This window comes from Cesiribacter andamanensis AMV16 (assembly GCF_000348925.1).
Classification (GTDB): Bacteria; Bacteroidota; Bacteroidia; order Cytophagales; family Cyclobacteriaceae; genus Cesiribacter; species Cesiribacter andamanensis.
The window spans coordinates 1-22477 of the sequence record NZ_AODQ01000037.1; the positions used below are offsets into that span (position 1 = coordinate 1).

The window sequence follows — 22477 nt, forward strand, 5'->3', positions numbered from 1 at the left end:
CATACTCGCAGCCGGCCTCTACCATGCGAATGGTCTGCTCCACACTGCCACGGGTGTCCATGGTATCCAGGGTGGTCATGGACTGTACCCGAATGGGGTTATGCCCCCCCATGGGTAGGTCGCCTATGTATACCTCGCGGCTCAGGCGGCGGTTATACTGGGTTAGGCTAGTGCAATAGTGCTTAAGCTGCTGGATGTGCTGTTGGACTGAGTTCATGCTGTAGGGCAGCAGAGGTTTGGTGAATAACTAATGGGGTAACGGTAGTGGCAGGGGCTTTGGTTCGCGCTTACAGATCGCCCAGCTGCGGACGCAGTAAAATTTCTTCTACTACGGAGCGGGGGCTTAGCTGCCAGCAGCTCCAGATCAGCTCGGCCACATCTTCGGCCGGCATAAAGCGCTCCTCGGGCAGGTCTACCCCCTCCCAGGAGGCTGTATACGTAGCGCCGGGCAATACCGATGTAACCCGGATGCCTTTTTCCTTAAGCTCTGCCCGCAGCACCTTGGAAAAGCCCAGCAGGGCAAATTTGCTGATGCAGTAGGAGCCTCCGTTGGTATAGGCGGTTATGCTGGCGGTGGAGCAGATGTTGAAGATGTGCCCCCCCTTTGTTGACAGCATGGCGGGTAGCAGGCTGCGCGTAAGGTGGTAGGCCGAGTACACATTGGTCTGCATGGTTTGCTCCAGCACCCCCTCGGTCTCGGACTGGATCTGCCCGGGCACAAAAACCCCTGTGTTGTTGATGAGCACATCTAGCGGCAGGCTCAGGTCCAGCACGGCTTCCGCAAACAGGTTCACATATTCGCGCTGGCTCAGATCAGCCACCACGGTGTGCAGGACGGCAGCGGGATAGTGCTCCTGCATCTCCTGCTGCAGATCGTCCAGATCCAGTTCATTGCGGCTGCAGGTAATAACGGTATAGGCTTCGCTACAGAAGCGTTCTACCAGGGCCCGGCCAATGCCCTTGGTGCCGCCGGTAATAACGATTAGGCCATTTTTGCTGGAATTGCTCATTTTCTCGAAATATACAGGCTTTTAACGTATTTTTGGTGCATACTTGTAATTTCGTACCCCTAAAGTAGCCAGCTGCTGCATGAAATCCCTTGGCCGTTATGTTCTTTTTTTGGGCTCCATGTTCAACAACATGGAATCGGTGCGTACCTATTTTCGTCTGTTTATCGACGAGGCCATCAGCATCGGGGTAGGCTCCATCATTATTGTGGCCATTGTCTCTACCTTTATAGGGGCGGTTACGGCTGTGCAAACGGCCTATAACATTGTAAGCCCCCTGATCGAAGACTACATCATTGGCAACATTGTGCGGGACATGACCATTCTGGAGCTGGCCCCTACCATTACGGCCATTGTATTTGCAGGCAAGGTTGGCTCCAACATTGCCGGCCAGCTGGGTACTATGCGCATAACCGATCAGATTGATGCGCTGGAGGTGATGGGCATCAACTCGGTAAGCTACCTGGTGTTTCCCAAGATCCTGGCCTCCATGATCATGTACCCCATGCTGGTGATCCTGGCTGCTTTTCTCTCACTCTATGGAGGCTTTCTGGCCGCTACGCTCAGCGGCCTCTCTACGGCACAGGACTACATATATGGCATTCGCTTTGGCTTCAATGAGTTTACCATCACCTTTATGCTGGTAAAATCGGTTGTATTTGCTTTTCTGGTAAGCTCCATTTCTTCTTACAAGGGGTATTACACCCAGGGGGGCGCCCTGGAGGTGGGCGAAAGCAGCACCAAAGCGGTTACTACCTCCTGCATTGCCATTCTGGTTGCCGATTATCTGCTGGCCGAGATCATGCTTAACTAAAGTCCGGCTGCTGGCGTTTACTAGTCTGTTATGATCGAATTCAAGAACATCAAGAAAGCCTTTGGCGATAAAGAAGTGCTCAAAGGGGTAAGCGGCTCGTTTAAACCGGGCAAAACCAACCTGATCATTGGCGCCAGTGGTACGGGCAAAAGTGTGCTGCTGAAAATCCTGGTAGGCCTGGTTGAACCCGATGAGGGGGAGGTGATCTACGACGAGCGCAATTTTACCAAAGGGGATAAAGACCTGCGTACTGCAGTGCGGCAGGACATAGGCATGCTTTTTCAGGCCGGGGCCCTGTTTGATTCCAAAACGGTTGAGCAAAATGTGATGTTTCCGCTGGACATGCTAAAGGGCAAAGCCTATGCCGAAAAGCTGGACCGGGTAAACTGGTGCCTGCAGCGCGTGGGTCTGGAGGGACAGAACAAAAAGATGCCCTCCGAGCTGAGTGGCGGTATGCGCAAGCGGGTAGCCCTGGCGCGCGCCATTGTGGGCGATATCAAGTACCTGTTTGTAGACGAGCCCAACAGTGGCCTTGACCCTCAAACCTCGATTGTGGTGGATGATCTGATAGCCGAGATCACCCAGGAACTGGGCATTACCACAGTAATTGTTACCCACGACATGAATTCGGTAATGGGCATTGGCGACCACATCATTTTTCTGTTTAAGGGGCACAAGCTCTGGGAAGGCAACAAAGACCAGATTCTGAGCACCGATGTGCCTGAGCTGAATGATTTTGTGTTTGCCAACAAGCTGGCCAAGTCGTTTAAGAAAAACGAAGACGAAGCTGCATAAGATCTTCTGCCAAGGCTGCCCCGTACCATCCTTATTATCTTAAAACAGGGCCCGCAGCATCATGCGGCCGGTGTGCACCATGGGGGCACCCTCTGACTGGCGGCCATCGTAGAGCATGTTCAGCTGCAGGCCCCGCATAATGCGCTGCTGCAGCTGCAGGTTCCAGGTCCAGTTGCTACCGGGCCGCAGCGCTTCCAGCAGGGCATAGCCCACAGGGGTATTGGCACTGCCCACAAAATCGATCTCTACCAGTTTTACCTGCCCCCTGAGCGAAGTGGTCAGTTGCCGGCTCACCAGAAAGCCCAGTCCCAGCTCCTTTACCAGGGCTTCTTCGCCCGACTGTTTCCAAAGCCGGTTTTCCTTGTGCCGGTACCGCCCGCTCAGGTCAAACTCCAGCTGCTGAAGGGGGCGCCAGGTAATCTGGGGCTCAGCTCCCCAGTACTGCACCCGGAAGCGCTGCTCGCCCAGGAAATCAGACACATCTTTTTGCTCACCCTGGCTCAGCTGTAGGCGCAGGTTCCAGCTGCGGGTAAAGCTGCGGCGGCCAGCCAGGTGGTAATGGGCCGTATTGCCTGTTTCAAAGCCTCCGCTGAGCAGCTGTTTGCGGGTCTGCTGGCTAAGCCCCCCTTCTAGCCCCCATACCGGATTGCTGCGGTTGTAAAAGAGTGCGGCCTGCCACTGCTGGCGCTGGTGCAGCAGGCTGGCATCGGCCAGCTCGGTGGCTGCCGGAAAAAAGCGCTGCCAGGTGCTGGCCTCGGTCAGTTTCTGGTTCAGCCGTATGCTCAGCACAGCTGAGAGTTCGCTCAGGGGTTTCCAAAGTCCCCCCCTGTCCCGCCAGGCCTGGGGGCTGTTGGCATTGAGGCGGTACTGCAGCTCGGTGGTGTAGGCCTGGGTAAGCTCGCTGCTGGGCAGCAGGATGCGAATGTACTGCTTCTCATCGGGCAGCACGGCTTCAAAGAACTCTTCCAGCTGCTGCTCGCCATCGCCATTGTTGTCCCGCCAGATGTGGGTTCCCTGGCCGGTGGGCACCTTTACATAGACATAGTCGCGGCGCAGCTCCCGCCCGCTGCCGGCACTGTAGAGCAGCTGCTGGCGAATGGCTCCCTGCCAGGCCTGGTTGCGCCACTGCAGCTGGCCGGTGAGGATACGCTCCTCATTATCGTCCTGCTGATTTTCCAGCAGCACCTCGCTGTGGCGGTAGCTCATCTGGATGCCCAGCTGGTTGGCTTTTTCCGGATCGGTATACCACTGGGCCCGTAGCATGCGGGCATCATTGGCCTGGGCCATTTCTCCCCTGAAGGGGGCTTTGTCCTGGCGCAGGCTGTATTCCAGCAGGTAGCGCCCGGCGCTTTCAGCAGGATTGCGCAGGTAAAAGCGGTGCTCGCTAAAGTACTGGGCCGAGTTGGTGACCGAATCGGTCTGGGGTTGATAATAGGTGTTATGCTCCTGCTGGTAGGCCCAGCCCGGCACCACATAGGGCAGGTTTAGCCACTGCTCCAGCTGCAGGCGCTCCCAGCGGATGTGCTGCTGGTCCTGCTCATTCTTCATGCCAAAATAGGCGGCAGAGCCCGCCCAGATCCCTAGTGTTTTGGCGGCCTCCACCTCGTGCTGCCACCCATTGACCAGCCCCTGCAGCTGGCGGTTGCGCAGGCGGTAGTGCAGGCGGTTGCCGGCATTTTTCTCCAGCCCGGCCCACAGGCTGATCAGGTGATCATCTGCCGGGTAGGCCTGCGGCTGCACGCCAAAGCCCTGCTGGGGCAGCAGGCCCCAGTAACGGTCATATTCCACGGCCCGAAAGCGATCAATGGGGGTAAAGTTCTGATTGGTCAGCTCGTACTCCATCCCGGCCTTCCAGTGCCAGGCCGGATCAAAAAAGACGGGGAGCCCCTCCAGCGCATAGCCGCTTTTAAGAGCCAGGCCCTTATCATCCCCTTCATCCAGCTCGCTAAAGAGGTTCTGGTCAAATTCAGACAGGGCCGCTTCGGTATAGAGCTTTCCCCAGCGGCCCATGGCATAACTGGCTCCTGCAGCCACTACCTGTTTTTTGCGGGGAGGCTGTAGCAGGCGCACCGGCTCAAACGCCCCCTGCGGCACCCCATTCACAGGGCTTACCCACTGGTATACCCTGCCCTTGGGAGTAATCTCCTGTAGTACGTAATTGCCTTGCCCCTGCCCTACCTGGGTAAAGCCAAGGCGGTAAAAGGCCCGGCTTTCATCGGTGCTGTACGCATAGATCCGTACCGGCAGCCCGCTGCTGTCCAGGGTATCTTTTTGCAGGTAGAGCAGCAGATCGGCCGAGTAGCCCAGGCTATCTACTGCCGGCGACCAGAGGTTGGCCTGGATATCGCCGGCTGCACTCAGGCGCAGCATGTCTTCTTCGGTCAGGTCAAAGAAAAGGGTTTGGTGGCGGTTGTCTTTTTCCTGGTAGAAGCTGGTGAACAGCTCCAGTTTGCCCAGCTGCTGCTGATGGCTGCCGCTGAGGATGCCCCGGCGGTACTGCTGATCGGCATATTCATATTCTACCCGGATGCGGGAGTAGCGGGTAATGATGGTGCCGGGGGTAAACGAGATCTCGCCCAGGTTATAATCAATGATGTAATCGTTCTGATAGCCCCTCACCAGGGGGCGGCCATCCAGAAACACCCGCTCAGAATTGGCCAGTACCATAACGTAGCCCTGCCCATTGGGCCCCGAGAGGCGATAGGGGCCCAGCATCCCCTCTACCGGCTCCAGTTCTACAGCGGTAAACTGCCCCCTTGCTGCAGCTATGCCCAGGCTGGTTTCGCTCTTGCCCCTGCCCAGCCAGGAGGCCGTGGTACCAAAGGAAAGACCCTGTACATTGCGCTGATACCGCAAAAAACTGCCCATGGCGGTACGCAGCTGCAGATCGCCGGCCGTCAGGCGGCTGCTGTCGGTATAGAGCTCTACAAACACCTTATCAAATTCCTGCAGGTTTTGGGTATTGCCATCGGGCTGAAAGGGGACGTTCTGATCCGAGATGGAAGCCCGCAGGCCAATCTTATCCGTCAGCTGCCCCTCCAGTTGCAGGTTAAGGGCCGATTGAACAAACAGGTCCTGGGTATTGCCAAAACTAATGCCCCGGCTGATGCTGCCGCTTTTCTCAATATCGTCTGAGGCAAAAAGCTCCTCTTCTTTCCAGCCAAACTCATCGGTTTTGGGCTTCTTCTTAAAGGGGGCCAGGGAATCGTATTCGGCCAGGGTGCGCCTGTATACAGGCTGGTGCAGGCTATAGGCCAGGGTCTGATAACAGATCAGGAGCGAGTCTGGCAGGGAGGGCTTGTTAAAGTGCAGCAGGCCGGTGGTGGGCTGGTAGGTCCACTGTATGGTAGAGTCGGCCAGGCGGATGCTTTGCGGTAAAACGGTGAGGCTATCGAGCAGCAGGGGCTGGGCAGCAGGCCTAATCCAGCGGCACACAGGTGCTGGCGCTGTCTGCGCATGGGCAAACAGGGGGAGCGCCAGCAGGCAGCACATAAGCCGGAGTATCCGCATTCAGGTAACCAATGGCAATTCCATGAAGAAGGTGGTCCCTGCTTCATCGCTGCGGCTCTCCTGCTGGGTTTCGGTATGGCTATCAAACCAGATGCTGCCACCGGCATGCTCAATTCCGCGTTTTGCAATGGCAAGCCCCAGTCCCGAACCGCTACTTTTTGTACTAAAGTTAGGAACAAATACTTTATTACGGATAGTTTCTGGAATGCCGCTTCCATTGTCCTTTATTTTTATCAGCACTTTCCCCCCTGACCGGGCAGCCTGCAGGCTTACCTGCAGCAGGGGGGTACGCTGGGGCGGCACAGCCTGTATGCCATTCAGGATCAGGTTATTGAAGGTACGCTGCATCAACTGCTCATCGCCCTGCACCATCCACTGCCCATCGGCTATCTGGGCATGGATCTGGCTGGCCTGCTCATTGGCATAGAGGCGCACCACCTTGCGCAACAGCTCGGCCACATCAAACTGGTCCTGGCGCAGCACAGGCATTTGAGCAAAGGTAGAGAAGGAAGTGGCAATATCGCTCAGGGTATCAATCTGGTCCAGGATGGACTGAAAGGAGCGATTAACCTTTTCCTGCTGCTCCCCATCCAGCGAATGCTGCAGGCGGCGACTGAGGTGCTGCAGGTTCAGGCGCATGGGGGTAAGGGGGTTCTTGATCTCGTGGGCCACCTGCTTGGCCATTTCCCGCCAGGCCGACTCTTTTTCGGTACGGGATAAGGCTTCTTTACTGGCCTGAAGGTTAATGAGCATGAGGTTATATTCCCGCACCAGCAGGCCAATCTCATCTTCGGTGGGCCAGCTCAGGGGTTCATTCTTGCCGGTAAGGCTTATAAGGCGCAGGCGCTCGGCTATATAGCGCAGGGGGGCCGTCAATTCCTTGGAGAGCACATACAGCAGGAGCAGCAGCACCAGAAAAAGGGTAGCAAAAATAGAAACTGTATTGGAAAAAATGGCCGATAGTTGTCGCTGCAGCATATAGCCCGAATCAAAAAAGGGAATGCTCAGGATACCCAGCAGCTGTCCGTCGGTATTGTTGCGCACGGCCACATAGGTGGAGCGGTACTGTAGGCGCCCCACCGTTTCGGTAAGGATCACCTGCCGGTGGCGCTGCTCCACAATTTCGGCCTGGGCCTGCGGATTTATGACCGGGGCCAGGTAATTTTTCTGGTAGATCTCCGGCTGGCTGGTGGCCTGCAGCATGCCCCGGGTATCAAACAGGTGAATGTCCGTCTCAGTAAAGCGTGCCACCCGGTCCAGGGTACTATTAAGCACATCGCGGTCCAGGTACCCCATCTGGTATTCGCGTAACTGATCGGACAGCCCCCGGCCAATGCTTTCGGCGGTTTCAACATACTGTTGCTCCGTTTCCCGGCGGTAACTGGTGCTGATGAGGCTGAGCGTAGAAAGGGTAATGATGAGCAGCGGCAGAAAAATGGCAAAGTTCAGGTAAAGCTGAATTTTGGTGGTAAAGTTAAGGTAGCGCATGGGCAGGCCCCTGTAGAGCACATACAGTAACACATAGGCGGTAATGAAAAAGAGCAGCATCAGGAGCAGAAAGGAAAAATTGGCATACAGAAAGCTCCAGGGCTGTGCCTGGCTGGAGACCACCACTATACGGTTACCCTCGCCTCGCTGGGCATAGTGGTGGTAGCCTCCTATGAACACCCCCTTTTCATACAGCTCCTCATCTTCCAGCAGCTGCGGCGGGAAAATGTGCAGGTAATCAAAATCGCCGGCATCAAAGCGCAGGCGGCCGTTGAGGTAAACCGCATAGTTATTGCGCTCAAATACTGGTTCCTGCTGCCCCAGAAACAGCTCGGGATAGACCGTGCGGGGCTGGTAACGCTTCAGTTTCAGGTCCAGCATCACATAGCCAATGGCCGAGCCCTGGTAGCTGACGGCAACAAACTGCTTGTAGCGGTAGTCTACAGCTCCATCGCCCTGCAGGCGGATCAGCCCCTCATAGGTTGTGGCCTCCCCCTCCTGCCGGGCCTGCTGGTGCAAGCTGTGGTAGGAGCCTGCCGGCTGGTTCATAAGCGGATTGCCATCCAGGCCAAACAGGCGGATCGTTACCTCATATTTATCGAAATACCGGCCCAGGTACTGGCGGCGAATTTTCTGCTCAATGCCTTCCTTGCTAAAGAGCGGGCTTAAAAAACGGTTGATGATAAATGGATCACCCTGAATGTTGCGGGAAGTTTCAGAAAGCAGGTACTCCCCTACCAGATCCCGTTCGGTCAGGATCTGGGTAGCCAGCCGCTCCTTTTCCAGCAACAGGCCGGCTTTGCGGTGGCTGTGCAGGGCCAGGGAAGCCGACAGCGCACAAACCACCGAGGCTGCAAAGAGGTAGATAAACAGCGCATAATTCAGGCGGGGAGCCGGGTAGCGGGGCTGTAGCCTGCGGTAAAGCATCAGGTACAACCCGCCCGCCAGCAACAGCAGCAGGCTGGCCAGTGAATACGCGTATAATACCACTGCGGCCAGCGCTACGATACCTCCTGCTATGATCATTTCGCCCCGGGTAAAGGACTGGCTGCGTAGCCATACCAGCCCCGGATGCGCCAGCAAAAAGAATAAAAGAGAAGCCATGGCCACTACCGACCAGGCCAGTACCTTCAGATCCGTAAGGCTGATGCTGGTGGTAATATCCAGCGAAAACTGGGCATGGAAAAACAGCAGCCGCATCAGCAGGTAGTGCAGCAGCAGCACCAGCAGCACAAAGACCAGCACCCCAAACTTGGTGATGCGCGCATAGGACGGGCGCTCCAGGCGCTGCATCAGCCAGGAACGGTGGGGCCACAGTAACAGTACACTGCCTACCGCAAAGAGCACATTGAGTAGAAAATCGCCCAGGGAGGGCATGAGGCTGGAGGATGCATAATGCTGTGGATTGAAGATCCGCAGGGGGTAAACCTTATACGGCAGGTCCAGCACCAGCATCAGTACTCTGATGGCAACAAACAAAGACACGTACAGCCAGAAGGCTCTGCTTCCCAAAGCTGCCCTTCTCCCCCGGAACCAGAACAGCAGGGCTACGCCCAGAAAACCCAGCAGTATACCCCAGGCTGCTATTTCTTTGATCAGGATAGCCCCGGGCTCATAGCCGGGCAGAAGGGCAATGTGGAAAAGGGGTTGAGTTGAGTTAGGGAGGTGCAGGGGCTGAAAGCCGGCCACAGCTGTGCTGCTGAGTGAAAAAGCCGGGCCTGAGAAGACATCCGGATTATAGCGCAGCCCAAGCTGGGGCTCCAGCATGCTGCTTTGCAGGGGCAGCAGCACAAAAATAGAATAGGGAGTGCTTTGGAGTGTAAGCTCCCGTTTGTAGCTCAGGTACTGCCCATCGGGCAGGCTAAGAAACTGCACCGGCTGGGGTGAAAGCAGCGCGCTGAAGGGAGGCAAAAGATGGTAATCAGACCAGTACCAGGGGGTGCCATTGGCAAAGATATAATAGGGATACTGCTCAGGCTGCGGCAGGGCCGAAAAGGGGTTCTGGCGGTTCTCCTGCAGCACCTGCTCAATCTGCCGGAGCATGTGCTCAATGCGCAGACTTTCTCTTTCAAGGGCTTTGCTGATCTGAACATCTGGTGCAGGCGCCAGGGCAACAGCACCCCACCAGGCCAGCAGGCCTGCCAACAGGATCAGAACCGGAAGAAACTGTAGCCTGCGAGGCGTGCGGATGGGCATGGGCAATCAGGGATTCGATCGGTCCCTGGCAAAGGAACGGTCGTAGCGAATACCGCCAAAGGCATACAGGTACAATACCCTGGAATACCGGAAGCTGAAGGGTACAAACAGCAGGGTTACCAGCGGTACGGCCAGCATGTAGACCCAGGTTGGCGGATCATTGAATCCAAAATATAACACAAAGGAAGTTCCCAGCAAAATAGCCACTGCAAAGGCATAGCTGATGTACATGGCGCCAAAAAAGAAACCGGGCTCCTGCTCGTACATCAGGCCACAGTGCGGGCAGGTCTTATGGGTCTGGCTAAAGCCCGTATGCAGGGCAGGATGCTTGTAGATATCCCCAATGTGACAGCGCGGGCATTTAGCCTTGAGAATAGCCTCGGCCGTTGAGATTTCGGGCATGTTTGCGGGCGTTTAAATACCAGAAGAGTGCTACTGCCCCTATCAGCAGATAAGGCGTAACAAAGAGCAGCGTAATGCCGGCATTGAGGTTTTCGCTGGTCAGCAGAAAGGTCCCGTCGCTGACATTGCCCTCCAGCGGCGCCCGGCACATAGAACACTGGGCGCTAACCCCCTGTGCCAGCAGCAGAAAGAACACTACCAGTACACTAATACGACCCATAACAGCCTGCTTCATAATTCTTAAAAGGGATAGTACGGACTGATCATCAAGTATACGACCACCCCGCTTATGCTTACGTACAACCAGAGCGGATAGGCCACTTTTACCACTTTTCTGTGCAGGATCACCTTATCCTGTAACGCAAAAAAGGCCGCCATCAATACAAAGGGAAGCACAATGGCAGCCAATACAATGTGTGTAAGCAAAATGGCCAGATAGGCATACAGCCCCCCTCCTACAGCAGCAAGCTCTGCGGCATCCCGCAGCCCATCGCCGTTGGCATCGCCATACACCACTGAGGGCACACTGGCATGGTACAGCACATAGGAAACCAGAAAAACAGTACCCAGCCCCATAGCACTGAGCATCAACTGACTATGTAGCCGGTTCTTCTTTTTGCGCACCGCCAGCAGGGCCAGTATGAGCAAAACAGAGGTGGCGCTGTTAATAAGGGCATTTACAAACGGGAGGCGCGTCACCAGTTCCAGGGGCAGGCCCAGCTTCATGGGGGTAAACAGCAGGGCCGCCACCAGCAGGGGCACCACCACCGATACCGCAATGATGGTACGCAGAATGTATTTTTCGTTACGAGGATAGAGCAGATCAGCCATCTTATTCTTCCGCTTTAATAATTTGAATTTCTTTCACCAGGCGGTCTACCTCTTTGCGGTCGTCGCCCTCGTAATAGCCCCGTATGCGGCGCTGGGCATCTACCAGTACCAGGCGGTTGCTGTGGATGAAATCTTCTTCCCCCCCATCGCCCTCCTGCACCGGCAGCAGAAAGCCGCAGCGCGCCAGCTCATACAGCTCGGGCTTGGCGCCGGTCACAAAGCGCCAGCGGCCCTGGTCGGCCCCTACCCGCTCGGCATAGGCTGCCAGTACCGATGGCGTATCCCGTTCGGGATCTACCGTAACCGACAGGAACTGCACCTGCGCATCTCCCCTAAAGGCTTCCTGCACCCGCGCCATTTGGGTAGACATAGCCGGACAGATGGTGGGGCAGTTGGTAAAGATAAAGTCCACTACAGTAAGCTTGCCCGTAAGCCAGGCTTCGGTCACCTCGGCCTCCTGCTGGTCGGTAAACCGGAAAGGGGGTATGTAGTGCTGTCCTTCAGGAAATACACACAAATCTGACGACATATCGGCCGCATTGCCATAGTAGACCGGTACTTCAAACTTATTGTCTCCAAAGCCATGAAGAAACAGAATGATGCTGACCGGAACCAGCATAAAGAGGAGAATGATAAACGTCTTGCGCATAGAGAAGATCAATGTGGAGCCATCAACTAAACACAGCCGGCGCTGGAATAATTTAGGGCAGACAAGAAAAAAGCCGGCAGAACCGGCTCTTTATCCCTAAAATCTGGCGTCTAGTACTTCGCCGCCTTCCACCAGCAGGGCTATGATCAGCCAGATGATGAAGATGGTGGGAATGAGAATACTCCAGATGAGTGACTTTGTTTCATACTTCATGTGCATGAATTCCGCCACAATGTAAAAGGCTTTTACAATGGTAAGGCCTATGAATACCGCAATCCGGAAGGTTGCATTATCAACGGTAAAGGCAATAAGGAATTCTATTGCTGTTACCACCCCCAGGATCAGGGCAGTCATCCAGATTTTGCGGATATGGGCCTTATCGGCAGGTTGAGGTGTTACCACCACTTCGTCGTGTTCGTGATGAGCCATGGACGTATGGTTTATGCGATTAGATCAAGTAGAAGAAAGTAAATACAAATACCCACACCAGGTCTACAAAGTGCCAGTACAGGCCCACTTTTTCAACCATCTCGTAATGGCCACGGCGTTCATACACCCCTGTAGCGGCATTAAAGAAAATCAGTACCAGCAGCACAATGCCGCTGAATACGTGGGTACCATGAAAACCAGTGATAAAGAAGAAGAGGTCAGCAAAGAGCTGAGGACCATATTCATTCATGTACAGGTTGGCGCCAAAGAAACGGGTGCCATCGGCCAGCAGAATGCCCTCATCGGTTCCGTGTATAAAGTGGCTCCACTCCCAGGCCTGGCAGCCAAGAAAGGTAGCACCTCCAATAATGGTCCAGAGCAGGTATTTTTCTACGGCACGGCGGTCCATGCGGTGGCCGGCTTCTACGGCAAGTACCATGGTTACGCTACTCATGATCAGAATAAACGTCATGATGCCCACAAATACCAGCGGCAGGTGCACGCCATGTAAAAAGGGAACCGCGTTGAAAACCATATCCGGAATGGGCCACTCGCTCTGGGAGGCACGGTAGCCCGCATCGGTAGCCGCGCTCACATTGGCGGGGTTGCTGTAGCGGATCATGCCATAGGAGATCAGCAGGGCCGAAAAGGTAAACGCATCGGAGAGCAGGAAAAACCACATCATGAGCTTGCCATAACTGGCCTTCATGGGCGATTCACCGCCATCCCACACGCTCCGCATTGGTTTATCTAAGGTAACGGATTTGGTTGCCATAGAATCAGGTAAAGGGTTATTATCAGGTTAAGATTAAGCGTTCAGCGTCAAAAACAGGAACAAATATAGCCAAAGGGCATCTAAAAAATGCCAGAAGGTTGCGCACATTTCCAGTGACAGCATGTTTTTGCTGTGCACCTTGAAGCGGTAAGCCCGGTATAAAACAAGACCTACAAAAATTAGCCCCGCAATAATATGCAGCCCGTGCATAAAAGGCAATACGTACATAAAGCTTTGCACGGCCGTACCACCTACAAAATAGATGTCCATTTCCATAAAGCGCGCAAAACCAGTCCACTGCGCTGCCAGGAAGACTACACCCAGGGCAAGGGTAATGCCCAGAAAAAGTTTCAGCCCCTGCAGATTGTCCCGGCGGGCAGAGCGGATGGCCAGGTGCATGGTTACGCTGCTGATCACCAGCAGCACAGTTGAAATGGTAAACAGGCTGGGCAGTTCAATGTTCAGCACATCCCCTTCGGAACGGGCTACCAGAAAGGCGCTGGTCCAGCCGGCAAACATCATAAAGATGGATACCATGAACAGCCAGACAATGAACTTACGGGGATGCATGGCCAGCGGCTGTAAGGGCTGCTGATCCGGCTGCAGAAATTGGGTATGTTGCATATTCTTCTCCACTACACTTTATCCAATAAATAAGCAATGTACAACAGGCAGGTATATAAAAGAACCAAACATCAGCCGAAGCGCCGCCTTCTGGTTGCAGTCCCGCATAAGATGAAAGGTTTGTATCAGAAACAGCACACCGCAGATGGTGGCCACCAATGCCGAATTGATGCCGGTAATGCCCAGCTTGGTGGGCAGCAGGCCCAGGGGCAGCAAAAAGAGCGTATAGGACATGATGCGGATGGCTGTACGAAGGTCCTTCTCCCCTCCAAGCGGCAGCAGCTTAAAACCTGCTTTTTTGTAATCAGCATCCGCTACCCAGGCTATAGCCCAGAAGTGCGGAAACTGCCATACAAACTGAATGCCGAACAGGATCATAGCCTCAGCCGAGATAGCGCCCGTAGCAGCGGTCCAGCCCAAGAGCGGCGGCAGCGCCCCGGGAATAGCCCCTACCAGCACAGCCAGGGGGCCTACTCGCTTCATAGGGGTATACACAAAGCTATAGAGCACCAGGGAAAGCGCCGACAAGGCCGTGGTAAGCACATTGGTGGATAGCAGCAGCAGTCCTAAACCGAGTGTACCGGTTACGGCCGCAATGACCAGGGCATCCTGTACTGTAATGCGTCCGGAAGGCAGGGGGCGGGTTTTGGTGCGGTCCATCAGGCGGTCGTATTTCCGCTCCAGCACCTGGTTAATAGAGGTGGCGGCACCGCTCACCAAAAAACCACCAAGGGACAGCATGATCAGCTGCTCCCACACAATAGGTCCGCTAATGGCCAGCAAATAGCCAAAGGCTGATGAAAACGCTACTAAGAAAGAAAGCCGAAACTTAAGCAACGCTGCAAGTACCCGCAGAAAATCGCCGGCTATTGCATGTGGTTTAGTTGTATTGGCTGCTAACATGCCTGAAGTGTATAGTTTTTTGGCTGGCGGCTGGCATTTCCTACCAGCAGCACCATATAATATTGTAATCCTACGATAAGTGTACCCAGCACCAGGTGCACAGGCTGTAAAAAGGCCGGGAAACCTGCATAGGCCAGCAAGACGCCTACCAGGCCCTCGGTGATCACCGCTGCGAGCAGAACAATTGCCCAGCGGCTAAGTTCCCGGTGCTTCTCCCGAGTGGTGAGAAAGACCAGCACTACATGTACTCCCAGCAACAGCCAGGAAAATGAGCGATGAATATAAAACGAAACATCCAGCTGCTCCACCCAGGTTTCGCGCAGCTCGTACTGCATGGCCAGCGCAATGGTATCAATGCTTTCCCGTACCTGCGTGCCAATCACTACCTGTATTAGCGTAAGCAGCAGGGCTGCCCAGAGAACCGCCCGACTGAGCCGTACCGCCCTGAAGGGTGCTACCACCGGCTCATCAGCCTTGTGGCGTGCCAGCATGAGCACAGCTACCAGCAGCAGGGCCGGCAGCATGTGAATGGTCACCATCCAGGGCAATAAATGGGTAGTAACCACCAGTGCGCCCAGCCAGCCCTGAAAGATCACCAGCACCAGAGCAAAGCCTGAGAGCAGCGCAATGCTTTTGCGCCATTTCCAGAGATACAAAGAACGCACAAAGGTGGCGATGATGAGCAGCCCGATGGCCACCCCTACCAGCCGGTTGATGTACTCGATCCAGGTGGTAACCACATTGAACTCGGATTCCTGCTTTATAGCCTCCTCTGTTCGCAGCGCATGGGCGGTAGTGGTCATGCCCAAGCGGTCCAGCATGCTGGCCAGCCGCTCGTTCTTGGCCAGCCGCTTTTCGGTGTAGAGCTGCTGATAGTTGTCCGGCAGCTGGTCGGCATCTGTGGGCGGCACATAATTACCAAAGCATTTAGGCCAGTCCGGACAGCCCATGCCGGAGCCTGTGCTGCGAACGATCCCCCCCACTAAAATCAAAAGGTAAACGGCTGTAATCGTAACCACAGCCAGTTTACCAAATGAGTGTTTATATGTATTAATGCTTGTTGGTGTCATCAACTACAATCGCATCATCATCTTTCTCCCGGTCTGCCAACTCATTCTCATGCGGCAGGTTGGAGCCTGGCGTCATGCTGTAGGGGATATGCTGCGGTATGTAATCTTCAATAGCACCAGGCTTGCTGTAATCATAGGGCCAGCGGTACACCGTAGGGATCTCGCCCGGCCAGTTGCCGTGGCCCGGCTCTGCTGGCGTGGTCCACTCCAGGGTATTGGAGCGCCAGGGGTTCGCTGGAGCCTTGCGGCCAAAGAACATGCTATAGAAGAAGTTGAAAGCAAAGATCAGCTGGGAGCTGAAGGTAATGATGGCCGCTATGGTCACAAACTGGTTAAGGTCGGTGAAGCCAGAGAAGGCATCAAAGTTGGTCCAGCTGTAGTAATGACGGGGATAGCCGGCAATACCGATGTAGTGCATGGGGAAGAACACCATGTATACCCCCACAAAGGTCATCCAGAAATGAATGTAGCCCAGCTTGTTGTCCATCATGCGGCCAAACATCTTGGGGAACCAGTGGTACACACCTGCCATCATGCCAAAGAAGGCTGCAGCACCCATTACCAGGTGAAAGTGTGCTACCACAAAGTAGGTATCGTGCAGGTAAACGTCCAGGGCCGCATTGCCCAGGAAGATACCGGTGATACCACCCGAGATGAAGAGCGACACCAGACCGATGGAGAAGAGCATGGCGGGTGTAAAGACAATATTACCACGCCAGAGGGTTGTCAGGTAGTTAAATACCTTCACTCCCGAGGGTACGGCAATGATCAGTGTCAGGAACATGAAGACCGATCCCAGGAAGGGGTTCATGCCCGATACGAACATGTGGTGCGCCCATACCACAAAGGAAAGTACGGAAATACCAATTAGGGAGCCGATCATGGCCCGGTAGCCAAAGATGGGCTTGCGGGCGTTGGTGGCAATTACCTCAGAGGTAATGCCCAGCGCTGGCATAATTACAATGTACACCTCGGGGTGACCCAGGAACCAGAACAGGTGCTGGTACAGCAGGGGGCTCCCCCCTACGTGTGGCAGGGCCTCACCGGCAATGTAAATATCAGACAGGTAGAAGGCAGTGCCCAGGCTCCGGTCAAATACCAGCAGCAGAGCAGCGGCAAACAGTACCGGGAAAGCCAGCAGACCCAGAATGGCTGTCAGGAAGAACGACCAGATGGTGAGTGGCATGCGCACAAACGACATACCCCTTGTACGCAGGTTGATGATGGTGGCAATGTAGTTGATACCGCCCAGCAGCTGCGACACAATAAAGAAGGTCATGGAGATCAGCCAGAGGGTAAGGCCAAAGCCTGCCCCGCTAATAGAGGTCTGAATGGCGCTCAGGGGTGGATACACCGTCCAGCCGGCACCGGCAGGGCCTGTTTCCACAAACAAGCTCGCAAACATGATCACACTGCTCAAAAAGAAGAACCAGTAGGAAAGCATGTTCATAAAGCCTGACGCCATATCGCGCGCGCCCAGCTGCAGCGGGATCAGAAAGTTGGAGAAGGTACCGCTTAGGCCGGCCGTAAGCACAAAGAATACCATGATGGTACCGTGCATGGTCACCAGCGCCAGGTAAAACTCCGGATCGATCTTGCCACTGCTGTTGATCCAGTCACCCAGCAGCGGACGCAGCCATTCCTGGCTCATTTCCGGAAAGCCCAGCTGCAGGCGGAACATGATCGAGAGCGAACCACCAATAAACGCCCAGAGCAGACCTGTAACCAGGAACTGCTTGGCGATCATTTTATGGTCGGTCGAAAAAATGTATTTAGTAATAAAGCTCTCATGATGTGCATGCTCTTCATGTACGTCGGCATGAGCTCCATGAGGTTGATTAACGTGTACGGTAGCCATTCTATCGCTTTATTGAGATTCTTCGTCTAACTTATTGTGTAACACCAGCTTCTAGCTGCACATTTTCTGCACTGGCAGGCTGGGCCGCGCTGGGGGCAGCCTGCTGTCCGCCCCGATTGCCTAACAGTTCCGGATTAGCATCCGTCCAGGATTGCTGCTCGGCCACCCACTTTTCATAATCGGCGGGCTCGTCTACAACCACAATCATTTTCATGGAGAAGTGACCCCGTCCACAGATCTGCTGGCAGGCCAGCTCATAGTTAAAGTCGGGGTTACCGGTTTCTTCCCGCATTTCAGCGGTAGTCTTTGTCGGGATAAACCACATACGCGTGGGCATACCCGGCATGGCATCCATTTTCTGACGGAAATGTGGCAAGCTTACCGAGTGCAGCACATCACGAGCCCGGATCTTGATCTCTACCGCACGGCCTTTGGGGATGTGAATCTCGCGCGGCATGAAGTCGTCATGGCTGTTCACATCATCCAGATTAAGGCCCATCTGGTTGTCGGGCGAGATCAGACGGAAGTCGTATTTGCCCAGTACCCCATCATTACCGGGATAGCGCGCTACCCAGGCAAACTGATAGCCCATGATCTCGAGCTCTACGGCATCTTCAGGAGACTCATCCGTCATCTGGTTCCATACCTTGAAACCACCAAACACCAGCGTTACCAGAATAATGGCCGGAATAATGGTCCAGACGATCTCCAGCTTGGTGTTATCGGGATAGAACAGCGCCTTGGCTCCCTCCTTGTACTGGTAGCGGAAGGCGAAAAAGAATAGGGCAACGTTGGTGATCAGAAAGGCGGCAACCGACACCCACATGGTTGCCCAGAAGAGCGATTCATACTCCTCACCATGAGCAGCCGCAAAAGGCGTCTGATAATTCTCATAGGCATCAAACGAGTACCAGAAGAACAGCCCCCCGCACAGGATCATGAACACCAGGAACAGGATGGCATTTATTTTATTGCTGGCCGAAACTTTGATCTTGTCTGTGCCCCGCGCCACGCTCACCAGCGTATACACGCGGTAGAGCAGCATCAGAATGGCCAGCAGAATGAGTACGCCAATGGTTATCAGGATTCCAAACATTACTGTCCGAATGTTAAAGCGTTAAAAGATTAAATGTGATGATGTATACTTTCTTGAAGCATTGGGTGATGTTTTGGAATGAGGCCCATCTTAGAGAGAGACGTCATTACCACAAAACCAAATGCTGAAGCATAAATCAGGATCAGTCCAACTTCAATCAGGCCAAATCCGCCGAAATCCTTCATAACCCCAGGGGTTACCATCAGGTAAAAGTCCAGCCAGTGGCCAAAGAGCACCACGGCGCAAACAATCTTCAGGAAGATGGTATGGCGCTTTGCATCCCGTGTCATCAGAACAAGGAATGGAAAGAAGAAATTCAGAATAAGGTTGATAAAGAATACCGGAGAGTAATAATCGCTGGTGAGGCGCTCAATGTAGTAGATCGATTCTTCCGGAATGTTGGCATAGTAGATCAGCAGGAATTGCGAGAACCACAGGTAGGTCCAGAAAATGCTGAATGCAAAGATGAACTTGCCCAGATCGTGCAGGTGATTGCTGTTTACGATCTTCATATAGCCGGCTTCGCGCAGGAAGATAACGATGAGCGTAATAGCCGCCAGACCGCTTACCCACCAGCTGGCAAATACATACCAGCCAAACAGGGTGCTGAACCAGTGCGGGTCAATGGACATTACCCAGTCCCAGGCAGCCATAGAAGATGAAACTGCAAACAGTACCAGGAAGATGGCTGAGTGCTTGCGCAGCTTGTACCAGTAGGAGGTGCCGCCATGCAGATCTTCTTCCATAGAGGTTCTTCTGATCAGGAAGAAGAACAGGATCCAGATAGCAAAGAAGATCACCATACGGGCCAGGTAGAACACGGGGTTCAGATAGCCCTTTTTCCCGTCAATGATCGGATCATAGGTATCCGGGTTGTTGACATCATACAGCGACTCATGCGTCCAGTGGAAGAGGTCATGGCTGGCGATCAGCCAGGTAACCAGCATCAGCACACCGGCAATGGGCAACCAGGACGCCATGGCCAGGGGCACACGGATGATGCTGGCCGACCAGCCTGCCTGCGCGGCATACTGTATGGCCACAAAGAAAAGGCCAATGATGGCCAGGCCGGTAAAAAACACATTGTTGATCCAGATGTTGGAGAAGAGTTGCTTTCTCCACACCGGGGCATCGTCATGGGCGGCATCGGCGGTGGGGTTGCCCGAAGCGCGCGGATGCGCAGAGTCCTCCCCTCCCTGGCCGGGCAGTGTTTCCAATGCACCAGACTGTGCGCCTACAGCACCATCAACTGGGCTTTCGGCAGCTTCAATGGGGCTCTCCAGTGAATCTTCTGCATGATGATGCGCTCCGGAACCGGAAATGCCAAAGAATAAACCAACGGCAAGCAGCACTACGCCAACCACCAGCAGGATACCCAGTACCTTCTTAAGGCCAGCGGTAAATCTATAGCGTTCTTCTACGTGGATAGGGTGTTCCATCAATTAGCGTATTAGTTATTTCCTTGATTTTGCAGGGTTTGAACATAGCGCACAATCTTCCAGCGGTCTTCGATAGAGATTTGCTTATCGTGCGGCCACATACGGCCTTTGCCGTGGGTAATCACATAAAAAAGGTGGCCTTCGGTGGCCTGGGCTACCTGTCCGCCAGACAGGTTGGCAACCCCCTTGTACACCTGTCCTACAGGCCCGTCACCAGCACCTGATTCGCCATGGCAGGGATAGCAGTAGCTGGTGTAGAGCACTTTGCCCTGGCTTAGTACCGCCTCAGAAGCTGGCAGAGGGCTGCGCAGGGTGGCCGAAGCCTGATCCAGGTAGTAGGTGCTGCCGGCCGAATCCTTTGGCATGCGGAAGGGCAGTTCAGCTGCGGCATTGCGGGCCACTGTGCCTTCGGCCGGCAGACGCATGTTCATTTCATAGGGGTTAAGTCCGTTGCTGTTGTAGAACTCCCCTTTCTCATCTGTACGGGAGCTCAGCCAGCTACCGGCCGATTCGTCGGTGATCTGGCTCAGCGGCTCATAAGGAACCGAGTGGTACATCTGAGGCGCATATTCCATACCGGGGTAGTCGTCGTTGGCACTACAGCCTACGAGTCCCACTCCCAAAGCAAGGGCGCTAAATCCGTATATGCTAATCTTCTTCAGCATGCTTATACTAAGTCAAAAGATTTCTCATTGATTTCAACTGCCTGGGTAGTGGCCAGCACATCTTTGATCTGGGCCGGATTCAGGCGATTGCTCCTCAGGTTGATCGCCATTACGTGCAGGTTGTCGGTGCTGCGCAGGTCGTAGATCCTGGGTCTGCCATAGGGCTTCAGGTTACTTACGATCAGAAAGGTAGCCACCATGCCCAGTGCAGACAGCAGTACGGTAAGCTCAAAGGTAACCGGGATAAAGGACGGAAGGGCTACAAAATCCTTACCGCCAATGATCATCGGCCAGTCTACACCCATCATGTAGATTTGCATGGTTAGTGCCAGGGTTGTACCCAGAATACCAAACAAAAAGGCAGCAATCGGCAGGCGGCTGCGCGTATAGCCCAGGGCCTCGTCCAGCCCGTGGATCGGGAAGGGAGAATACACTTCCTCGATCATTACACCTTGCTTGCGGACAGTGCGTACCGCCTCCATCAACACATCCTCGTCGTCGTAGAGGCCCAGTATATAGTTATCTGTAGTTGAAACAGCCATCTTCTTATTATCGGTTGATCTGTTCGGTGGATGATGAAGACTTGAGCACGCTTTTTACCTCGGCCATGTTGATCACCGGGAAGAACTTGGCAAACAGGAAGAAGAGCGTAAAGAAAAGTCCGAAAGTAAACAGGTAAACCCCTACATCATAGATCGTGGGAGAGAACATGGCCCAGCTGGAGGGCAGGTAATCGCGGTGCAGCGAAGTAACGATAATTACAAAGCGCTCGAACCACATACCAATGTTCACCACAATGCTCAGGATAAAGGTGGCCACAATGCTGGTACGGATCTTCTTGAACCAGAACAGCTGCGGAGAGATCACATTACAGGTCATCATGCTCCAGTAGGCCCACCAGTAGGGACCGGTAGCCCGGTTGATAAAGGCGTACTGCTCATACTCTACCCCACTGTACCAGGCCACAAAGAACTCGGTAATGTACGCGATACCTACAATGGAGCCCGTAATGATGATAACAATGTTCATCAGCTCTATGTGGCTCATGGTGATGTAATCTTCCAGCTTATACACCTTGCGGGTAATGATCATCAGAGTAAGCACCATGGCAAAACCTGAGAAGATAGCACCCGCTACGAAGTAGGGAGGAAAGATGGTGGTGTGCCAGCCGGGAATTACCGAAGTGGCAAAGTCAAAGGATACAATGGTGTGAACCGAAAGTACCAGGGGGGTAGCCAGACCGGCCAGCACCAGCGATACGGTCTCATACCGCTGCCAGGTTTTTGCTCCACCCGTCCAGCCAAGGCTGAGAGCGCCGTATACGGCTCTGGAGATGGTGCCTTTGGCTCTGTCGCGGATGGTGGCAAAATCAGGCACCAGGCCTATATACCAGAATACCAGCGATACGGTAAAGTAGGTAGAGATCGCAAATACGTCCCACAACAGGGGGGAATTGAAGTTCACCCACAGCGAACCAAAGGTGTTTGGCAGAGGCAGTGCCCAATAGGCGCCCAGCCAGGGACGGCCCATGTGCAGAATGGGGAACTGAGCGGCGCAGATTACGGCAAAGATGGTCATGGCCTCTGCAGCGCGGTTGATGGAGGTACGCCATTTCTGACGGAACAGCAGCAGTACTGCTGAAATAAGGGTACCGGCGTGGCCAATACCCACCCACCATACGAAGTTGGTGATGTCCCATGCCCAACCTACTGTCTTGTTGAGGCCCCACATGCCAATGCCGTCCCATACGGTGCGGAATACGGCATAGGTTCCTGCGGCCAGTAGCGCTATAGAAACCGCCATGGCCAGCAACCAGCGGGGGTTGGGCGTGGCTTCTACGTGCCGGCTTATATCATGGGTAACATCTTTGATGGTCTTACCACCGGTTACCAAGGGTTCCCGTACGGGTGCACCTATATGCATAGT

20 protein-coding genes and 1 pseudogene are annotated in these 22477 nt (G+C 54.3%); 2 read left to right on the top strand and 19 right to left on the bottom strand.

Annotated features, from left to right (window positions below; translation table 11 throughout):
- Positions 1–217, bottom strand: a 217-nt coding sequence (locus tag ADICEAN_RS08710) for a flavodoxin-dependent (E)-4-hydroxy-3-methylbut-2-enyl-diphosphate synthase (protein WP_040396582.1), incomplete at its 3' end; no start/stop codon positions are given.
- Between the two features lie 70 nt (positions 218–287).
- A complete protein-coding gene (locus ADICEAN_RS08715; protein ID WP_009195209.1) occupies positions 288–1010 on the bottom strand; it encodes an SDR family oxidoreductase in 723 nt (240 codons plus the stop codon).
- A 79-nt stretch (positions 1011–1089) separates the two neighbouring features.
- Between ADICEAN_RS08715 and ADICEAN_RS08720 the strand changes: the two genes are divergently transcribed.
- Both ADICEAN_RS08720 and ADICEAN_RS08725 read left to right on the top strand, forming a co-directional pair.
- Positions 1090–1821 carry an MlaE family ABC transporter permease gene (locus tag ADICEAN_RS08720; protein WP_040396583.1) on the top strand — a complete coding sequence of 244 codons (732 nt, stop codon included), beginning with the start codon at positions 1090–1092 and terminating at the stop codon, positions 1819–1821.
- A 30-nt stretch (positions 1822–1851) separates the two neighbouring features.
- Positions 1852–2616: an ABC transporter ATP-binding protein gene (locus ADICEAN_RS08725; RefSeq protein WP_009195211.1), complete on the top strand. Its 765-nt coding sequence runs from the start codon at positions 1852–1854 to the stop codon at positions 2614–2616.
- Positions 2617–2655: 39 nt separating this feature from the next.
- On the opposite strand, the gene ADICEAN_RS08730 is transcribed toward ADICEAN_RS08725, so the two are convergent.
- The 17 genes and pseudogenes from ADICEAN_RS08730 to nrfD all read right to left on the bottom strand — a co-directional run bounded on the left by ADICEAN_RS08730 (position 2656) and on the right by nrfD (position 22474).
- On the bottom strand, positions 2656–6126 hold the full coding sequence (locus tag ADICEAN_RS08730) for a hypothetical protein (protein ID WP_161622678.1): 3471 nt from the start codon (positions 6124–6126) through the stop codon (positions 2656–2658).
- On the bottom strand, positions 6127–9810 hold the full coding sequence (locus tag ADICEAN_RS08735) for a sensor histidine kinase (RefSeq protein WP_009195213.1): 3684 nt from the start codon (positions 9808–9810) through the stop codon (positions 6127–6129).
- Between the two features lie 6 nt (positions 9811–9816).
- On the bottom strand, positions 9817–10212 hold the full coding sequence (locus ADICEAN_RS08740; protein WP_009195214.1) for a DUF983 domain-containing protein: 396 nt from the start codon (positions 10210–10212) through the stop codon (positions 9817–9819).
- Positions 10172–10447, bottom strand: coding sequence for a hypothetical protein (locus ADICEAN_RS08745; RefSeq protein WP_009195215.1), 276 nt, complete (start codon positions 10445–10447; stop codon positions 10172–10174). The genes ADICEAN_RS08740 and ADICEAN_RS08745 overlap by 41 nt, the downstream gene beginning before the upstream one ends.
- Positions 10448–10452: 5 nt before the next feature.
- Positions 10453–11043 (bottom strand): DUF420 domain-containing protein, encoded by a 591-nt coding sequence (locus tag ADICEAN_RS08750; protein ID WP_009195216.1) that lies wholly within the window; start codon positions 11041–11043, stop codon positions 10453–10455.
- Between the two features lies 1 nt (position 11044).
- Positions 11045–11692: an SCO family protein gene (locus tag ADICEAN_RS08755; protein ID WP_009195217.1), complete on the bottom strand. Its 648-nt coding sequence runs from the start codon at positions 11690–11692 to the stop codon at positions 11045–11047.
- 96 nt (positions 11693–11788) lie between these two features.
- Positions 11789–12121: a cytochrome C oxidase subunit IV family protein gene (locus ADICEAN_RS08760; protein WP_009195218.1), complete on the bottom strand. Its 333-nt coding sequence runs from the start codon at positions 12119–12121 to the stop codon at positions 11789–11791.
- Positions 12122–12140: 19 nt separating this feature from the next.
- Positions 12141–12896: a cytochrome c oxidase subunit 3 gene (locus ADICEAN_RS08765; RefSeq protein ID WP_009195219.1), complete on the bottom strand. Its 756-nt coding sequence runs from the start codon at positions 12894–12896 to the stop codon at positions 12141–12143.
- A 33-nt stretch (positions 12897–12929) separates the two neighbouring features.
- Positions 12930–13520 carry a cytochrome c oxidase subunit 3 gene (locus tag ADICEAN_RS08770; RefSeq protein ID WP_009195220.1) on the bottom strand — a complete coding sequence of 197 codons (591 nt, stop codon included), beginning with the start codon at positions 13518–13520 and terminating at the stop codon, positions 12930–12932.
- Positions 13521–13531: 11 nt separating this feature from the next.
- A pseudogene (gene cyoE, locus ADICEAN_RS08775) lies at positions 13532–14423 on the bottom strand (heme o synthase).
- Positions 14417–15493: a COX15/CtaA family protein gene (locus ADICEAN_RS08780; RefSeq protein ID WP_040396585.1), complete on the bottom strand. Its 1077-nt coding sequence runs from the start codon at positions 15491–15493 to the stop codon at positions 14417–14419. The pseudogene cyoE and the gene ADICEAN_RS08780 overlap by 7 nt, the downstream one beginning before the upstream one ends.
- Positions 15474–17351, bottom strand: coding sequence for a cytochrome c oxidase subunit I (locus ADICEAN_RS08785; protein WP_040396586.1), 1878 nt, complete (start codon positions 17349–17351; stop codon positions 15474–15476). The genes ADICEAN_RS08780 and ADICEAN_RS08785 overlap by 20 nt, the downstream gene beginning before the upstream one ends.
- Before the next feature lie 31 nt (positions 17352–17382).
- On the bottom strand, positions 17383–18447 hold the full coding sequence (locus tag ADICEAN_RS08790) for a cytochrome c oxidase subunit II (RefSeq protein ID WP_009195224.1): 1065 nt from the start codon (positions 18445–18447) through the stop codon (positions 17383–17385).
- A 29-nt stretch (positions 18448–18476) separates the two neighbouring features.
- Complete coding sequence (locus ADICEAN_RS08795) at positions 18477–19886, bottom strand: hypothetical protein (protein ID WP_009195225.1); 1410 nt, start codon at positions 19884–19886, stop codon at positions 18477–18479.
- 11 nt (positions 19887–19897) lie between these two features.
- Positions 19898–20551 carry a c-type cytochrome gene (locus ADICEAN_RS08800; protein ID WP_009195226.1) on the bottom strand — a complete coding sequence of 218 codons (654 nt, stop codon included), beginning with the start codon at positions 20549–20551 and terminating at the stop codon, positions 19898–19900.
- Between the two features lie 2 nt (positions 20552–20553).
- Positions 20554–21093 carry a DUF3341 domain-containing protein gene (locus tag ADICEAN_RS08805; RefSeq protein ID WP_009195227.1) on the bottom strand — a complete coding sequence of 180 codons (540 nt, stop codon included), beginning with the start codon at positions 21091–21093 and terminating at the stop codon, positions 20554–20556.
- Between the two features lie 7 nt (positions 21094–21100).
- The gene (gene nrfD, locus ADICEAN_RS08810; RefSeq protein ID WP_009195228.1) at positions 21101–22474 is read right to left on the bottom strand and encodes an NrfD/PsrC family molybdoenzyme membrane anchor subunit; all 1374 of its coding nucleotides are present in this window, start codon (positions 22472–22474) and stop codon (positions 21101–21103) included.
- Positions 22475–22477 lie beyond the last annotated feature (3 nt).

Coding starts and splice junctions, on each gene's coding strand:
- ADICEAN_RS08715 (WP_009195209.1), bottom strand. CDS start 1,010: ATGAGCAATTCCAGCAAAAATGGCCTAATCGTTATTACCGGCGGCACC.
- ADICEAN_RS08720 (WP_040396583.1), top strand. CDS start 1,090: ATGAAATCCCTTGGCCGTTATGTTCTTTTTTTGGGCTCCATGTTCAAC.
- ADICEAN_RS08725 (WP_009195211.1), top strand. CDS start 1,852: ATGATCGAATTCAAGAACATCAAGAAAGCCTTTGGCGATAAAGAAGTG.
- ADICEAN_RS08730 (WP_161622678.1), bottom strand. CDS start 6,126: ATGCGGATACTCCGGCTTATGTGCTGCCTGCTGGCGCTCCCCCTGTTT.
- ADICEAN_RS08735 (WP_009195213.1), bottom strand. CDS start 9,810: ATGCCCATCCGCACGCCTCGCAGGCTACAGTTTCTTCCGGTTCTGATC.
- ADICEAN_RS08740 (WP_009195214.1), bottom strand. CDS start 10,212: ATGCCCGAAATCTCAACGGCCGAGGCTATTCTCAAGGCTAAATGCCCG.
- ADICEAN_RS08745 (WP_009195215.1), bottom strand. CDS start 10,447: ATGAAGCAGGCTGTTATGGGTCGTATTAGTGTACTGGTAGTGTTCTTT.
- ADICEAN_RS08750 (WP_009195216.1), bottom strand. CDS start 11,043: ATGGCTGATCTGCTCTATCCTCGTAACGAAAAATACATTCTGCGTACC.
- ADICEAN_RS08755 (WP_009195217.1), bottom strand. CDS start 11,692: ATGCGCAAGACGTTTATCATTCTCCTCTTTATGCTGGTTCCGGTCAGC.
- ADICEAN_RS08760 (WP_009195218.1), bottom strand. CDS start 12,121: ATGGCTCATCACGAACACGACGAAGTGGTGGTAACACCTCAACCTGCC.
- ADICEAN_RS08765 (WP_009195219.1), bottom strand. CDS start 12,896: ATGGCAACCAAATCCGTTACCTTAGATAAACCAATGCGGAGCGTGTGG.
- ADICEAN_RS08770 (WP_009195220.1), bottom strand. CDS start 13,520: ATGCAACATACCCAATTTCTGCAGCCGGATCAGCAGCCCTTACAGCCG.
- ADICEAN_RS08780 (WP_040396585.1), bottom strand. CDS start 15,493: ATGACACCAACAAGCATTAATACATATAAACACTCATTTGGTAAACTG.
- ADICEAN_RS08785 (WP_040396586.1), bottom strand. CDS start 17,351: ATGGCTACCGTACACGTTAATCAACCTCATGGAGCTCATGCCGACGTA.
- ADICEAN_RS08790 (WP_009195224.1), bottom strand. CDS start 18,447: ATGTTTGGAATCCTGATAACCATTGGCGTACTCATTCTGCTGGCCATT.
- ADICEAN_RS08795 (WP_009195225.1), bottom strand. CDS start 19,886: ATGGAACACCCTATCCACGTAGAAGAACGCTATAGATTTACCGCTGGC.
- ADICEAN_RS08800 (WP_009195226.1), bottom strand. CDS start 20,551: ATGCTGAAGAAGATTAGCATATACGGATTTAGCGCCCTTGCTTTGGGA.
- ADICEAN_RS08805 (WP_009195227.1), bottom strand. CDS start 21,093: ATGGCTGTTTCAACTACAGATAACTATATACTGGGCCTCTACGACGAC.
- nrfD (WP_009195228.1), bottom strand. CDS start 22,474: ATGCATATAGGTGCACCCGTACGGGAACCCTTGGTAACCGGTGGTAAG.